Genomic DNA, 14,704 nt, shown 5'->3' on the forward strand with positions numbered 1-14,704 from the left:
ATCATGGCAAACATTGAGATCTATACCAAAGCGACCTGTCCTTTCTGTCATCGTGCGAAAGCGTTGTTGCAGTCAAAAGGCGCTCAGTTTAATGAAATTGCTATTGATAACGATCCGAAAAAGCGTGAAGAAATGATTGAGCGCAGTGGTCGTACAACCGTGCCACAAATTTTTATTGATGGGCAGCACATTGGTGGCTGTGACGATTTACACGCGCTGGATGCAAAAGGCGGCCTCGACCCGTTGCTGTAACCCGTGCGGTATTCGCCCCATAATTCCCATTTATGGATATTAACTTAAAAGGTATTAACGCTATGTCAGAACAAAACAACTCAGAGATGTCTTTCCAGATCCAACGTGTATACACCAAAGATATCTCTTTCGAAGCTCCAAATGCGCCCGCTGTATTCCAGAAAGATTGGCAGCCAGAAGTTAAACTGGATCTGGATACTGCATCCACTCAGCTGGCTGACGGCGTATTTGAAGTGGTGTTGCGCGTGACGGTAACGGCAACTCTGGGCGAAGAAACTGCATTCCTGTGTGAAGTTCAGCAGGCTGGTATCTTCACTATTTCTGGCATCGAAGGAACTCAGATGGCGCATTGCCTGGGTGCTTACTGCCCGAACATCCTGTTCCCATATGCACGTGAATGCATCACCAGCCTAGTTTCTCGTGGTACTTTCCCACAGCTGAACTTGGCTCCAGTGAACTTCGATGCACTGTTCATGAATTATCTGCAGCAGGCTGAAGGCGCAGAAGGTGCTGAACAGCAGCCTCAGGATGCCTAATGAATAACCCTACGGCTTCAATGACCGTCATCGGTGCCGGCTCGTACGGCACCGCTTTGGCAATTACGCTGGCGCGTAATGGGCATCAAGTGGTGTTATGGGGTCACGACCCTAAACATATCAAAGCACTGGATGCTGCGCGTTGTAATCAGGCATTCCTGCCTGATGTTCCTTTCCCTGATACGCTGACGCTGGAAACCGATCTTGCGAAGGCAATGGCTGCAAGCCGTGATGTGCTGGTCGTTGTGCCGAGCCATGTGTTTGGTGAAGTGTTGCGTCAACTGAAGCCATACCTGCGTGCTGATTCACGAATCGTTTGGGCAACCAAGGGATTAGAAGCAGAAACAGGTCGTTTGCTACAAGATGTTGCTCGTGAAGCGCTTGGCCCTGACATTCCTTTAGCTACGCTATCAGGCCCAACGTTTGCCAAAGAACTGGCCGCGGGCTTGCCGACGGCAATTGCGCTGTCATCTACCGACGCACAGTTCACCGACGATTTACAGCAGCTACTACACTGCGGCAAAAGCTTCCGTGTTTATAGCAACCCTGATTTCATCGGTGTACAGCTAGGTGGTGCGGTAAAAAACGTGATTGCCATTGGCGCAGGCATGTCTGACGGCATCGGCTTTGGTGCGAACGCCAGAACTGCATTGATCACGCGTGGGTTGACCGAAATGAGTCGTCTTGGCGTTGCGCTGGGTGCCGATCCAACCACCTTTATGGGGATGTCTGGATTGGGTGACTTAGTGTTGACCTGTACTGACAACCAGTCTCGTAACCGCCGTTTTGGGATTATGCTCGGACAGGGTGTTGGTGTGCAGGAAGCGCAGGATAAGATCGGCCAAGTGGTTGAAGGTTATCGAAATACTAAAGAAGTGATGGCTTTGGCCCAGCGCTTTGGTGTGGAGATGCCAATCACTGAGCAAATCTATCAAGTGCTTTATTGCCATAAAGATGCTCGTGAAGCGGCGTTGACGCTGTTAGGTCGAGCACGCAAAGACGAAAAAACCAGCCGTTAGAGATCAAGTTTTTAACATCAAGGCTTGACCATGCTACGGCTGGTCTGATTAATTGTTGTCTGAATTATAACTATAGCTGATATAGTAACGGCAGCAATTAAATTGATTGAAGGGAGTGTTGTATGTCGATAGAAGAACTAGAACAAATCTGGCAATGCATCAAAACCGAGGCGCGTGGTTTAGCCGAGTGTGAGCCGATGCTGGCTAGTTTCTATCACGCAACACTCCTTAAGCATGAAAATTTGGGCAGTGCGCTGAGCTATATTTTGGCGAATAAACTGGCCAATGCCATTATGCCTGCTATCGCTATTCGTGAAGTGGTGGAAGAGGCGTATCGCGCCGATACCAATATGACAGATTACGCGGCGCGCGATATTCTCGCTGTTCGCCAGCGAGATCCTGCGGTAGACAAATACTCCACGCCATTGCTTTACCTGAAAGGTTTTCATGCCTTGCAGGCCTACCGCATTGGTCATTGGTTATGGTCGCAAGATCGCAAAGCACTAGCCATTTACCTGCAAAATCAAATCTCGGTTGTTTTTGGCGTTGATATTCATCCTGCTGCGCGTATTGGCTGTGGGATCATGCTCGATCATGCGACGGGTATTGTGATCGGCGAAACGGCCGTGGTTGAAAACGACGTGTCTATTCTGCAATCCGTAACACTGGGTGGTACGGGTAAAGAAGGGGGCGATCGTCATCCGAAGATCCGTGAAGGCGTTATGATCGGCGCGGGCGCTAAAATTCTGGGTAATATCGAAGTGGGCCGCGGAGCCAAGATTGGTGCGGGTTCAGTGGTTCTACATCCTATTCCTGCTCATACCACGGCGGCGGGCGTGCCTGCGCGCATCGTAGGGCGTCCTGAAAGTGAAAAACCGTCTATGGATATGGATCAGTTGTTTAATGGTTCACACGATGGTTTTGAGTTCGGCGACGGAATTTAACGACAGGTTCATTTCATTCTACGGGGCAGACACTCGCCTGCCTCGCATATCACAGTAAAACTCACTCTTTGAGCAAAGCCCCTTCGTAGCCTAATTGACGCCATGCTTCGTAAACCACCACTGAAACTGCGTTAGACAGGTTCATGCTGCGGCTGCTGGCGAGCATCGGGATGCGGATCTTCTGCTGTGCAGGAAGTGCATCCAAAATGTAGGCGGGTAGGCCACGTGTTTCTGGGCCAAACACCAGATAATCTCCGGCCTGATAGTTCACCGCGCTGTGTGCTGGAGTACCTTTAGTGGTCAATGCAAACAGGCGTTCTGGCTTTTCGCTATCGAGAAATGCTTGATAGTCATGGTGTTTCTTCAGCGTAGCAAATTCGTGATAGTCCAAACCTGCGCGGCGTAAGCGTTTGTCATCCCATGTGAAGCCTAAAGGCTCAATGAGGTGCAAGCTAAAGCCAGTATTGGCGCAAAGACGGATGATATTGCCGGTATTCGGTGGGATTTCAGGTTCAAATAAAACGATATTAAGCATGTAATGCGCCCCCAAGGTCAGGGGGCGCATTATACTCCAAACTTATCGCGTATAAAGCGGAAGCCAAAGCGTTAGGCGTAAACCGCCCAGCGGGCTGTCTTCGGCTTTCACCCAGCCATTATGCTGTTCAACGACGGTTTCTACGATGGCGAGACCCAAGCCTGTTCCTCCCGATTCACGATCGCGCGCTTCATCAGTGCGGTAGAACGGCCGGAAAATTTGTTCGCGATCTTCTGGTGCAACGCCTGGACCATCATCATCAACGTGGATGGTGATGCCCTGATTGTCGCAGCTAAACGTCACCGCAATCTGATGATGAGAGTAGCGCAACGCGTTACGCACGATATTTTCAACCGCGCTATCCAGAGCTGCATGGCTGCCAAATAGCGGCCAAGGTCCTGGAGGGCTGATTATCTCTAGCGTTTTCCCAACCTGCTCAGCCTCAAACTTCGCGTTGTCCAACACGTCATCCCAGAGCTCATCGGCTTTTAAATGTTCGCGTTCTAGCTCGGTTTTATGCTGATTACGTGATAGCGCCAGCAGGTCGTTAATCATGCTGTCGAGGCGGTGTGCCTCCATCTCAATGCGTGAAAGTTCGTTGTATTCACCATGGCGGCGGCGCATCAGCGCAGTAGCAAGCTGCAAGCGCGTGAGCGGCGTTCTTAGCTCATGCGAAATATCAGAGATCAAACGCTGCTGTGCATTGACCATGCGCTCGAGCGCGCTGACCATTTGGTTAAAGCTGGCGCCTGTGGCTAAGAATTCCTGTGGGCCAGCCTCCAGTTCCGGATGCTGTTTTAGGTTACCGCTGGCAACATCATCGGCGGCGTTTTTAAGCTTACGAGCGGGGCTTGCGAGGCTCCAAGCGAGCCAAAGCAGCAGCGGCGAGCTGATAAGCATGGTGACAAGCAGCAGCAGCAGTGGTCGGTCAAACATCAGGTTGATGAAATCAGACTGAGGGCTGCTTGCGGGGCGAACCAGATAGAGCTGGTAGTTATCTTCGCCATCACGAATAGGGAATGGCCCGAGCATTTCGAGTCGGCCATATTTTTTCTTTTTCGGCTGGTCTGCGTTATCAGACTGGCCGATAAAGTTACGTACAATCTGCATTTCATTGCGTTGTGCGCCAATAACGCGCCCTTCGCTTGTCACCAGCAGAAGGCGTTGACCCGGAGGTGACCATTTATCAATGGCGCGAAACAAACGGCGCCACCACATCAAGTCATTCGCCGGATCGACAGCCAACTCTGCTTCTACGTGCTGCTCCAGCATAATGCCTTGACGGCGTTCACTGTCCAGTAATGAGGTTAGCTGGCGTGAGTCAAGCTTTGGCAGCATTAGCACCACCATCAGCACCAACGCCAGCGTTAACCAGAAAATGGCAAAGATACGTGCCGTAAGGCTATTAATCATGAAACAGACACCATCAGATAACCGCGACCACGCAGCGTTTTGAACCAAGGCTGACCATCTTTACGCTCTGGCAGCTTACGGCGCAGGTTAGAAATATGCATATCAATCGCGCGGTCAAAAGGTGTCAGACGTTTGCCGAGCACTTCTTGGCTTAAATGCTCACGTGACACTACCTGGCCCAAATGCTGTGCCAGCAAGTAGAGCAGGGTAAATTCAGTGCCGGTGAGCTCTAAGGTTTCCCCATCAAAGCTGGCTTCCTGACGTCCTGGATTAAGCAGCAGATGATCGACCTCTAGCGTTGGCGCATTGCTTTCGTTGCTTTGCTGCTGTTCATTCCAGTTGGAGCGACGCAGAATCGCACGAATACGCGCAACCAGTTCACGATCGTTAAATGGTTTTGGCAGATAGTCATCTGCACCAAGCTCAAGACCCAATACTCGGTCCAGTTCGCTACCGCGAGCCGTGAGCATAATTACCGGCGTTTGATGATGTTGGCGCACTTCTTTCAAAGTATCGATACCGTTTTTCTTTGGCATCATTACGTCGAGCAATAATAAATCAATGCTGGAATCTAAAAGTTCCAGAGCCTGTTCGCCATCGTGCGCTACCACGACGCTAAAACCTTCTAAATCAAGTAGTTCTTGTAAAAGTGACGTCAGTTCGCGATCGTCATCAACCAGTAAAATTTTATTCATAGGTGTTTACCTCCTGACGCAAAATACGACAACAAGTGCCGCTATTCCATGACTTTACTTAGTTTTACATGCACTGACGCTAGTTTTCAGGCCTCGAGTTACACTGATTCTCGTTGATTCACATAAGCGAGCCAAAGCAAAGGAGTAGATGATGCGTAAAGTAACCTCGTTAGCCATGACTTTGATGCTTGCGATGGCCTCTACCGCAGCATTTGCCGATGGCACTCAACAAAACGGTATGTTGTATCAAAGTATGGATCATAACCGCATGTTTGACGGTGTGAATCTTACCGAACATCAGCGTCAACAAATGCGCGATTTGATGCAACTAGCGCGACATGATTTACCCCGCGTTGATATAGCGGAGGCTGAAGCCATGCATAATCTGGTAACGGCAGAAAAGTTCGATGAAGCCGCAGTGCGGCAGTTAGCCGAAAAAATGGCTCAGGAGAGTATAAACCGTCAGGTTGAAATGGCGAAAATTCGCAACCAGATGTACAACCTGCTGACTCCCGAGCAAAAGGCCCAGTTAAATGAGCGTTACCAGCAGCGTATTGCCAGTTGGCAGCAGCAGGTAGCGACCATGCAGAATACTTCAGCCCTGAAGTTAGGTACGAAAGAGTAGCACCCTGTTTTTCCTTGCCATAGACACCATCCCTGTCTTCCCCACCTTACGGTGGGGTTTTTTTTGTCTGTGATTTAACGATCGTATCGCGCCATTTTCCAACAGGCTTTTTTTTGTCATTAATTCGCTATACTGAACAGCCCTAATCGTTAAAGGAAATTTTCATGGACCAGCAGTATGCACGGTTAGTCAAAACCGCTGCGCTGGGAGCCACGGTTACTGCCACCGCTCTCCTCATTATTAAAACACTTGCCTGGTGGCATACTGGCTCGGTGAGCCTATTGGCGTCGCTGGTGGATTCCGTGGTGGATATCGCGGCCTCTCTGACAAATCTGTTTGTGGTTCGCTATTCTCTTCAGCCCGCCGATGAAGAGCACACGTTTGGTCACGGGAAAGCCGAGTCGTTGGCTGCTCTGGCCCAAAGCATGTTTATTTCTGGTTCCGCGTTGTTCCTATTCCTCACCGGATTCCAGCACCTTATCAATCCTGAACCCATGACCGATCCAGGCTTGGGGATTGGGGTAACAATTATCGCTTTAGCTTGTACGATAGCATTGGTCACTTTCCAGCGTTGGGTTGTGCGCAAAACGCGCAGTCAGGCGGTGCGTGCCGATATGCTCCATTATCAGTCTGATGTGATGATGAACGGTGCGATTCTTGTTTCTCTGGGGCTGAGCTGGTATGGCTTTACCCGCGCGGACTCCCTGTTTGCGTTGGGGATTGGGGTTTATATCCTGTATAGCGCGCTGCGTATGGGATATGAAGCGGTCCAGTCTTTGTTGGATCGGGCTTTGGATGACGATGAAAGGCAGGCGATCGTTGATATTGTGCACGCTTGGCCGGGCGTCAGCGGCGTGCATGATCTAAGAACCCGTCAGTCTGGGCCGACTCGTTTTATTCAGTTACATATTGAGATGGACGACAACCTGCCTTTAATTCAGGCTCATGGCATTGCTGAACAGGTTGAGCAGGCGATTTTGCAACGTTTTCCTGGTTCGGACGTGATTATTCATCAAGACCCATGTTCGGTGGTGCCTGATGGACGAAAAGGGCATTGGGAGCTCTAATCACGGCTAAACTATAAGAAATAATGTTATTAGTGTGGTGAGTTTCTAAATTTATTCTTTAAATGCTTGGGAATTTTTTTACCACAAACTAGACTGACCTGAATCAATTCAGCTGGATAACTTTGATATAATATTCAGCAGTAGCAGCGATAAACGTTCATTTTTTATACCTGTGTCCTGTACCACATATAATAACGTTTAGCGCGATGGCGAAAACAATTCTTAAGAATAGCATCTACAAGCTCAGAGGTAGTCATGATCAAGAAAATCGGTGTATTGACGAGTGGCGGTGACGCTCCAGGTATGAACGCTGCGATCCGTGGTGTTGTACGTGCAGCGTTGGCGAAAGGGTTAGAAGTCTACGGTATTGAGGACGGCTACCTTGGCTTGTACGAAGGTCGAATGAAGCAGCTGGATCGCTCAAGTGTTTCAGACATGATTAACCGCGGTGGCACTTTCTTGGGTTCCGCGCGTTTCCCTGAATTCCGTGACGACAAAGTGCGTGAGAAAGCCGTTGATAACATGCGTAAAGTTGGTTTAGACGCATTGGTCGTTATCGGCGGTGATGGTTCGTACATGGGCGCGAAGCGCATCACTGAAATGGGTTTCCCTTGCATTGGTTTGCCGGGCACCATTGATAACGACGTAGCCGGTACCGACTACACCATCGGTTACTTCACCGCGTTAGAAACCGTGGTTGAAGCGATTGACCGTCTGCGTGATACCTCTTCTTCTCACCAGCGTATCTCTATCGTTGAAGTGATGGGTCGCTACTGTGGCGATTTGACTCTGGCGGCGGCGATTGCCGGTGGCTGTGAATTCATCGTTCTGCCAGAAGTTGAGTTCAAACGCGAAGATCTGGTTAACGAAATCAAAGCGGGCATCATCAAAGGTAAAAAACACGCGATTGTGGCTATCACCGAGCATATCTGTGATATCGATGAACTGGCGAAACACATCGAGCAAGAGACCGGTCGTGAAACTCGTGCAACCGTACTGGGCCACATTCAGCGCGGCGGTGCGCCGGTTGCTTATGACCGTATTCTGGCTTCCCGCATGGGTGCGTACTCCATTGAGCTGCTGTTGCAGGGTTATGGCGGCCGTTGCGTTGGTATTCAGAACGAAAAACTGGTTCACCATGACATCATCGACGCTGTGGAAAACATGAAGCGTCCGTTCAAAGGTGACTGGTTAGAAACAGCGAAAGTACTGTACTAATCGTTTCACAAATCTCGTTTCACAAATCGACAGTGAACCTGATTCAAAAGCCCCTTTTTGGGGCTTTTTGCTTATCCTGACTAATAAACCCTCTGAGTAAAACTCTTTTTATTATTCCTTGAAGATATAACTGTATCTTTTTTATTCTTTAATCATTTCTCGGGTTTCTGGCAGGCTCTATCTTAACTTCTTGGGGACAAAGTTTTGGAGAGCGGTGATGCATAAATTCGGGATTGGGCTGTCGTTACTGCTGGTGGCTACCGGTGCGCTGGCAAAAGATATTCAGTTGCTAAACGTTTCTTACGATCCAACGCGAGAGCTTTATCAACAATACAACGAGGCTTTCAGCAAACATTATAAGCAAGAAACGGGCGATAATGTGACGATCAGACAGTCTCATGGTGGCTCGGGTAAGCAGGCGACTTCGGTCATCAACGGCATCGAGGCCGATGTTGTCACGCTCGCGCTGGCTTATGACGTTGACGCCATCGCTGAACGCGGTCGCATCGATAAAAACTGGATTAAACGCCTGCCAGATAACTCTGCACCTTACACTTCGACCATTGTATTTTTGGTACGTAAAGGAAATCCCAAGCAGATCCACGACTGGAATGATTTAATCAAGCCGGGCGTTGCCATTATTACTCCTAATCCAAAAACCTCCGGCGGCGCTCGTTGGAACTATTTAGGCGCATGGGGTTATGCATTGCAGAACAACAACAACGATCAGGCAAAAGCTAAAGAGTTCGTGAAAGCGTTGTATAAGAACGTAGAGGTGCTGGATTCTGGCGCGCGTGGCGCAACCAATACCTTTGTTGAGCGTGGCATCGGCGATGTGCTGATTGCATGGGAAAATGAAGCGTTGTTGGCGCAGCATGAGCTGGGTAAAGATCAGTTTGAAATCGTGACGCCAAGCGTTTCTATTCTTGCAGAGCCAACGGTATCGGTTGTCGATAAAGTGGTTGATAAGCGCGGTACACGTCAGGTTGCTGATGAATATCTGAAGTATCTGTATTCACCGGAGGGGCAAACTATTGCCGCGAAGAACTACTACCGCCCACGCGATGAGGCAGTTGCCAAACAATACAGCCAGCAGTTCCCACAGCTGAAGCTGTTTACCGTTGACCAAGTCTTTGGCGGCTGGCAGAAAGCGCAGAAAGAGCACTTTTCAACCGGTGGCGAGTTTGATCAAATCTCGCAGCGATAAAATGTTAGATATAAAAAAACCCCGGATGTCCGGGGTTTTTGCATTTAAAGTGCAAAAAAGCGATTAGGCTTTTTTCGCTTCAGCTGCTGCTTTAACGATAACTGCGAAAGCGTCAGCTTTCAGAGATGCACCGCCAACCAGCGCGCCATCGATGTCTGGCTGGGTGAACAGCTCAGCAGCGTTAGCGGCATTCACAGAACCACCGTACTGAATGATCACTTCTTCAGCGGCTTCAGCGTTGTGTTTAGCGATATGATCGCGGATGAATTTGTGAACGGCCTGAGCCTGTGCTGGAGTTGCAGATTTGCCAGTACCGATTGCCCATACTGGTTCGTAAGCGATGACTGCACCTTTGAACACCTGAGCGCCCATGGTTTTCAGCACAGCGTCTAACTGACGCGCACAAACTTCCTGAGTTTTACCTGCTTCGTTTTCTGCGTCGGTTTCACCGATGCACAGAACAGGGATTAAACCTGCTTCTTTAACCGCTGCGAATTTCTCAGCAATGAACTCGTCGCTTTCTTTGTGGTAAGTACGACGTTCTGAATGGCCGATAATGATGTATTTAGCACCAACATCTTTCAGCATCTGAGCAGAGGTTTCACCAGTGAATGCGCCAGAAGCGTTGATGCCAACGTCTTGCGCACCCAGAGCGATACGAGAACCCGCCAGAGTATGTGCAGCCTGATCCAGATAGATAGTTGGTGGCGCGATAGCAACGTCACAGTTGGCCACTTCGCTCAGTTCGTTACGCAGCGCGAGGATCAGTTCGTTGACCATGTGGTGGCTGCCGTTGAGTTTCCAGTTGCCCATGACTAATGGTTGACGCATTTTCATTTCTCCAATTCGGGAACACATAATCGTAAAAGTCTGCCTTACGGCATTGTCTGTAAATCAGTATAGAAAGCTCGCGACTAAGAAGTTTTGTTTTCCATCATGAAATACGAAAGGATGCGATTAAGTTGCATTATCTGATAACGACAGCTTAATCGGTTCAACAGCGAAAGTAATACCTTTTTCTGCGCTATCTGACACCACATAGCGCAATGCCCCATCATTTTGGGCGAAATAGAGCTGACCTTTCCCTTTATTCAACAGCGAGGAGACCTTAGCGGTGCACTGATCAAAGGACAGTGTAGGCGAAAAATGACGCATGATGGCGGCCATATAATTTACAGCCAGCGCGCGTGATGCTTTGTCTTTGTCATCCGGCTTCACTGCTTTTTTATCCTCAGCTTTGCCGCTCTCTTTTTCGTTTTTTACTGGGGCGGGTGGGACATAGGTAATCTGTAAGCTTTTAATCTTGCCGGTGCCTTTTTCCAGCACCACCGAAGAGTAGAGCTCGTCGTTGATTTTGCTCGCCGCGCGGGTAATGGCTATTTCTTCATTTTTAACACTGATAGCACGGTATTCATTGATGATGAGCGTCGGATTTTCAACGTTGTACTTAGACCTGAACTCAACCAGCGTTAAATCAAACGTGGGCGCATTGGGGAGCAGATAAGGCGCCGCAGGGAGCTCGTCACTCAGGGAGTGCTTTTCATCTGATGCCGCATGGGTAGAAAAACTGATGGTGGAGGCCCATAGAAGCAGTATCGGTAAGAAGAAAACTTTGTTGGATGTGTAGCAACTCATTTTTTTCATTGTTGGTCTGATTTTCCAATCCACTATTCTGAATGCTGGTAATACACACGCCTGATACCTGATTAAAGCGTTTTAGGAGGGTGATTGTCAAAATTGTGTGCAAAATTCCCCGATGACTAATCGAGATAAGGTAGACTTTGTCGCCATTAGGTTTAATTACGTAGGTAACGTCGGAAAATGACCATTCAAAAATGGTGTTTCTCTTTTAACGGACGAATCGGGCGGCGCGATTTCTGGATTTGGATGGGATTGTGGGCGCTGCTTTTAGTGATTATTTTTTCCATTGCGGGAAGCGGTTGGGTTTCACTGCAAACGGCGGCATTTGGCTTAGTATTTTCTCTTTGGCCAACGGCTGCGGTGCTGGTGAAGCGTTTGCACGATCGTAATAAATCAGGCTGGTGGGCGCTTTTAGTGGTACTGGCATGGATGTTAGCCGCCGGAAATTGGAGCATGCTGGCCGAGATCTGGCAGTGGGGCGTTGGGCGTTTTATTCCTACGCTAATTGGCGTGATGGTGCTGATTGATTGCGGCTCATTCGTGGGAACAGAAGGCGATAACCGTTTTGGCCCAGAGCCTACGCCTGTCGATTTTAAGAACGCGGGGCGTTAAACCAAGAAAAGTGCCGGATAGTTTATCCGGCACTCGATCGTAGCGCGATTACCAGTAATGCTCGCTGGTAATATGGCCAGGTTTACGGCGTAGATGCTTACGCATCCCACGCGTTTCCTTCAAGACCTGCTGGGTATCGCGCACCATCTGCGGATTGCCGCACAGCATCATATGGCTAGTGTCGGCATCAATTTTCAGCCCAACTGCGGCTTCCAGCGAGCCATCCTCAATTAACGCAGGAACTCGACCCTGCAGCGAACTCGCAGCATTCTCACGGCTCACCACGGTTTGAATCCGCAGTTTACCGTTATAACGCTGCTCAAGTTGTTGCATCAGCGGTAAATAGCTTAGGTCTTGCGCTAGACGAGCCGCATGAACCAAAACGATATTTTCAAAGCGTTCTAGGTCTTTGCCTTCCTGCAGAATCGACAGATACGGCCCCAGTGCGGTTCCTGTTGCGAGCATCCACAGCGTATTGCAGTCAGGCACCTCTTCCAGAACAAAGAAGCCTGCGGCCTCTTCTGTCACCTGTAAAGTATCTCCGGCCTGCAGACTATGTAGGCGAGGGCTGAGCTTGCCATCAGGCACGGTCACCAGATAAAACTCTAAGTTACTATCGCTCGGCGCGTTGACGTAAGAGTAAGCGCGTTGCACGCGCTCACCGTTGATATCTAAGCCGAGTTTGGCAAACTGGCCAGCCGTAAAGGCTTTGACCGGTGCTTGCACCTGTATGCTGAACAGATTATCTGTCCAGTGTTGAACTTGAGTAATGGTTCCCGTTACCCATTCTGCCATGGTTACAACTCCCGAGGTGTAATGCGATATGCACAGCGGCGTGAGTTGGAAATAATATGCTCGACTCGGTCAATTTCATAGTTCGGCCCTAAAAGACGATGCAATAAACTCAGCTCTGAGTTGCATAAGTTACCGCAGTTGTGGGCTGCAACGCCAATCGGACAGTGGTTTTCGATCAGGACGACGGCATCGTCTTCGACTTCCAACTCGGCCATATAACCATCGTTTTGGCGCAGGCGAGCTAAGGCCTGAAAGCGTTCCTCTCCTTCAGGATGCTTTTCAAGTTCGGTCGCGTAACGATTGAAGAGAGAGTCTTCGCGCACGTTAATGAGTTTGTCGACGCCTTCATCACCAAATAATTGCTGTGCAGCGCCAAGTAGCACGCGTGACAAGTCTTGATGACGGTCTGGGAATTGGCCGTGGCCCTTGGTGGTTAATGACCAATAACGCGTTGGGCGACCCACCTTGGTTCTGGCCTCTTCATAACAGACAAGCTCACGTTGCTCGAGCTGCTGTAAATGCTGGCGAATGCCCATAGTCGTGATAGCAATTCTATCTGCGAGCATTTTGGCTGATTGAGGGCCTAGGCTCTTCAACTGCAGCATAATCAGTTCTGGTGTCTTCATGACTCAAATCCTTTTGGAAAGTGGGTATATAGTTTAATAACTTATAAATCGCTATTAAATGATTAATATTCTCTATTTTTAATCTCGTCGCAGAAAGAACATAGGGCTGTAACTTTTTCTTTACGAGTTAGGTACTTTTATACGCCAAATCACCTCAGAATAAAGAACCTAACTCTCTCGTTTATTTAAACCAATCTGTTAGATTATGCGCCGATCTATGGATTTAACTTCCTGACTTTCACCAAGTGAATAGTTGATTATACTAATTTAATGCGTCGGCAAGCGTAAGATAATGAGAAAGCTCGAAAATTTTCATCTGTTAGTGATGTTGATTCTATTAGTCGCCGTTGGTCAGATGGCGCAAACCATTTATGTGCCTTCTATTGCCGATATGGCGCGCGATTTAGGCGTGCGTAGCGGTGCGGTACAGGGCGTGATGGCTGCTTATTTACTGACCTATGGTGGATCGCAGTTGATCTACGGCCCGATATCCGATCGAGTAGGGCGCCGTCCCGTTATTCTGCTCGGTATGGGGATTTTCATCGCAGGTGCGCTGTGGGCATTGCTGTCTACCAATTTGGACATGCTGATCATGGCGAGTGCCTTGCAAGGTATGGGGACTGGTGTTGCCGGTGTGATGGCACGAACCATGCCACGCGATCTTTACGAAGGGCCTTCTCTACGTTATGCCAATAGTCTATTAAACATGGGTATTCTGGTCAGTCCGCTGTTGGCGCCGGTAATCGGTGGCATGTTGGATTCGGTATTAGGCTGGCGTGCTTGCTATGGGTTTCTGCTGCTGCTTTGCGTTTGCGTCATGTTTTCGATGTATCGCTTTCTGCCAGAAACGCGCCCTGCCAACGCGCCGCGTAAGAATATGCTTGCTAGCTATAAGATGTTGCTGACCAACGGCTCGTTTGGTTGCTATCTGATTATGTTGGTCGGTGGACTGGCCGGGGTGGCTGTTTTTGAAGCTTGTTCTGGCGTCTTAATGGGCGGCGTATTAGAGCTTAGCGGTATTGTCGTCAGCATTCTGTTTATTCTGCCTATTCCAGCGGCCTTCTTTGGCGCTTGGTACGCTGGACGTCAGGGAAAAAGCTTCTCTACGTTGATGTGGCATTCGGTGATTAGCTGTTTGGTTGCTGGGTTTATGATGTGGATACCGGGTTGGTTTGGCATTATGAATATCTGGACGCTGGTTGTGCCTGCGGCGCTGTTCTTCTTTGGTGCCGGAATGCTGTTCCCATTGGCTACCACCGGTGCTATGGAGCCATTCCCATTCTTGGCCGGTGCGGCGGGTGCTTTAGTCGGGGGACTGCAAAACGTGGGTTCTGGCGCTATGGCGTGGTTTTCAGCACTGCTGCCTCAGACGGGGCAATTCAGCCTAGGTATGTTAATGACGGCGATGGGCGTGATGATCCTGCTTTGCTGGCTGCCGCTGGCGCATAAAATGCAGCAGCAAGGGCATATGGCGTAGTCGTTGAAATAACATCGTTCAGCCTCCTCAAGAACGGGAGGC

At 49.3% G+C, this 14,704-nt stretch carries 17 protein-coding genes; 10 read left to right on the forward strand and 7 right to left on the reverse strand.

Translation table 11 applies throughout. From position 1 onward, the window contains the following. Positions 1 to 3: 3 nt before the first annotated feature. The 4 genes from grxC (at position 4) to cysE (ending at position 2,751) form a co-directional block, all read left to right on the forward strand. A complete protein-coding gene (grxC, locus tag BN1044_RS07780) occupies positions 4 to 252 on the forward strand; it encodes a glutaredoxin 3 (RefSeq protein ID WP_025801494.1) in 249 nt (82 codons plus the stop codon). Positions 253 to 314: 62 nt separating this feature from the next. Then, the gene (gene secB / locus BN1044_RS07785) at positions 315 to 788 is read left to right on the forward strand and encodes a protein-export chaperone SecB (protein ID WP_025801493.1); all 474 of its coding nucleotides are present in this window, start codon (positions 315 to 317) and stop codon (positions 786 to 788) included. Beyond that, positions 788 to 1,807 (forward strand): NAD(P)H-dependent glycerol-3-phosphate dehydrogenase, encoded by a 1,020-nt coding sequence (gpsA, locus tag BN1044_RS07790; protein ID WP_072308206.1) that lies wholly within the window; start codon positions 788 to 790, stop codon positions 1,805 to 1,807. The genes secB and gpsA overlap by 1 nt, the downstream gene beginning before the upstream one ends. Positions 1,808 to 1,929: 122 nt before the next feature. Next, positions 1,930 to 2,751: a serine O-acetyltransferase gene (gene cysE / locus BN1044_RS07795; RefSeq protein ID WP_040045225.1), complete on the forward strand. Its 822-nt coding sequence runs from the start codon at positions 1,930 to 1,932 to the stop codon at positions 2,749 to 2,751. Between the two features lie 61 nt (positions 2,752 to 2,812). On the opposite strand, the gene trmL is transcribed toward cysE, so the two are convergent. The 3 genes from trmL to cpxR are packed head-to-tail and all read right to left on the reverse strand — an operon-like array spanning position 2,813 to position 5,394. Then, on the reverse strand, positions 2,813 to 3,286 hold the full coding sequence (gene trmL, locus BN1044_RS07800; RefSeq protein WP_072308238.1) for a tRNA (uridine(34)/cytosine(34)/5-carboxymethylaminomethyluridine(34)-2'-O)-methyltransferase TrmL: 474 nt from the start codon (positions 3,284 to 3,286) through the stop codon (positions 2,813 to 2,815). Positions 3,287 to 3,328: 42 nt separating this feature from the next. Beyond that, entirely contained in the window at positions 3,329 to 4,699 is a 1,371-nt protein-coding gene (cpxA, locus tag BN1044_RS07805; RefSeq protein ID WP_025801489.1) for an envelope stress sensor histidine kinase CpxA, read from the reverse strand. Further along, complete coding sequence (gene cpxR / locus BN1044_RS07810) at positions 4,696 to 5,394, reverse strand: envelope stress response regulator transcription factor CpxR (protein ID WP_025801488.1); 699 nt, start codon at positions 5,392 to 5,394, stop codon at positions 4,696 to 4,698. Before cpxR ends, cpxA begins: the two co-directional genes overlap by 4 nt. A 151-nt stretch (positions 5,395 to 5,545) precedes the next feature. Here cpxR and cpxP point away from each other — a divergent pair, with 151 nt between their 5' ends. The 4 genes from cpxP (at position 5,546) to BN1044_RS07830 (ending at position 9,511) form a co-directional block, all read left to right on the forward strand. Further along, positions 5,546 to 6,019, forward strand: a complete 474-nt coding sequence (cpxP, locus tag BN1044_RS07815; RefSeq protein ID WP_025801487.1) for a cell-envelope stress modulator CpxP — start codon at positions 5,546 to 5,548, stop codon at positions 6,017 to 6,019. Positions 6,020 to 6,183: 164 nt separating this feature from the next. Then, the gene (gene fieF, locus BN1044_RS07820; protein ID WP_072308207.1) at positions 6,184 to 7,086 is read left to right on the forward strand and encodes a CDF family cation-efflux transporter FieF; all 903 of its coding nucleotides are present in this window, start codon (positions 6,184 to 6,186) and stop codon (positions 7,084 to 7,086) included. 255 nt (positions 7,087 to 7,341) lie between these two features. Further along, positions 7,342 to 8,304: a 6-phosphofructokinase gene (gene pfkA / locus BN1044_RS07825; RefSeq protein WP_025801484.1), complete on the forward strand. Its 963-nt coding sequence runs from the start codon at positions 7,342 to 7,344 to the stop codon at positions 8,302 to 8,304. Between the two features lie 217 nt (positions 8,305 to 8,521). Then, a complete protein-coding gene (locus BN1044_RS07830; protein ID WP_072308208.1) occupies positions 8,522 to 9,511 on the forward strand; it encodes a sulfate ABC transporter substrate-binding protein in 990 nt (329 codons plus the stop codon). A gap of 63 nt (positions 9,512 to 9,574) precedes the next feature. Here BN1044_RS07830 and tpiA read toward each other — a convergent pair whose 3' ends face one another. Together tpiA and BN1044_RS07840 are read right to left on the reverse strand one after the other, a co-directional pair. Continuing rightward, on the reverse strand, positions 9,575 to 10,342 hold the full coding sequence (gene tpiA, locus BN1044_RS07835; protein WP_025801482.1) for a triose-phosphate isomerase: 768 nt from the start codon (positions 10,340 to 10,342) through the stop codon (positions 9,575 to 9,577). A 126-nt stretch (positions 10,343 to 10,468) separates the two neighbouring features. Continuing rightward, positions 10,469 to 11,155: a DUF1454 family protein gene (locus BN1044_RS07840; protein ID WP_072308209.1), complete on the reverse strand. Its 687-nt coding sequence runs from the start codon at positions 11,153 to 11,155 to the stop codon at positions 10,469 to 10,471. A 177-nt stretch (positions 11,156 to 11,332) separates the two neighbouring features. Between BN1044_RS07840 and BN1044_RS07845 the strand changes: the two genes are divergently transcribed. Then, positions 11,333 to 11,764, forward strand: a complete 432-nt coding sequence (locus BN1044_RS07845; protein WP_072308210.1) for a DUF805 domain-containing protein — start codon at positions 11,333 to 11,335, stop codon at positions 11,762 to 11,764. A gap of 48 nt (positions 11,765 to 11,812) precedes the next feature. Here BN1044_RS07845 and fpr read toward each other — a convergent pair whose 3' ends face one another. Next, a complete protein-coding gene (gene fpr / locus BN1044_RS07850) occupies positions 11,813 to 12,559 on the reverse strand; it encodes a ferredoxin--NADP(+) reductase (protein WP_072308211.1) in 747 nt (248 codons plus the stop codon). Between the two features lie 2 nt (positions 12,560 to 12,561). Further along, on the reverse strand, positions 12,562 to 13,185 hold the full coding sequence (locus BN1044_RS07855; protein ID WP_072308212.1) for a helix-turn-helix transcriptional regulator: 624 nt from the start codon (positions 13,183 to 13,185) through the stop codon (positions 12,562 to 12,564). A 292-nt stretch (positions 13,186 to 13,477) separates the two neighbouring features. Here BN1044_RS07855 and emrD point away from each other — a divergent pair, with 292 nt between their 5' ends. Further along, positions 13,478 to 14,662 carry a multidrug efflux MFS transporter EmrD gene (gene emrD / locus BN1044_RS07860; RefSeq protein WP_072308213.1) on the forward strand — a complete coding sequence of 395 codons (1,185 nt, stop codon included), beginning with the start codon at positions 13,478 to 13,480 and terminating at the stop codon, positions 14,660 to 14,662. Positions 14,663 to 14,704 lie beyond the last annotated feature (42 nt).

Source organism: Hafnia alvei, assembly GCF_900095695.1.
GTDB lineage: Bacteria > Pseudomonadota > Gammaproteobacteria > Enterobacterales > Enterobacteriaceae > Hafnia > Hafnia alvei_B.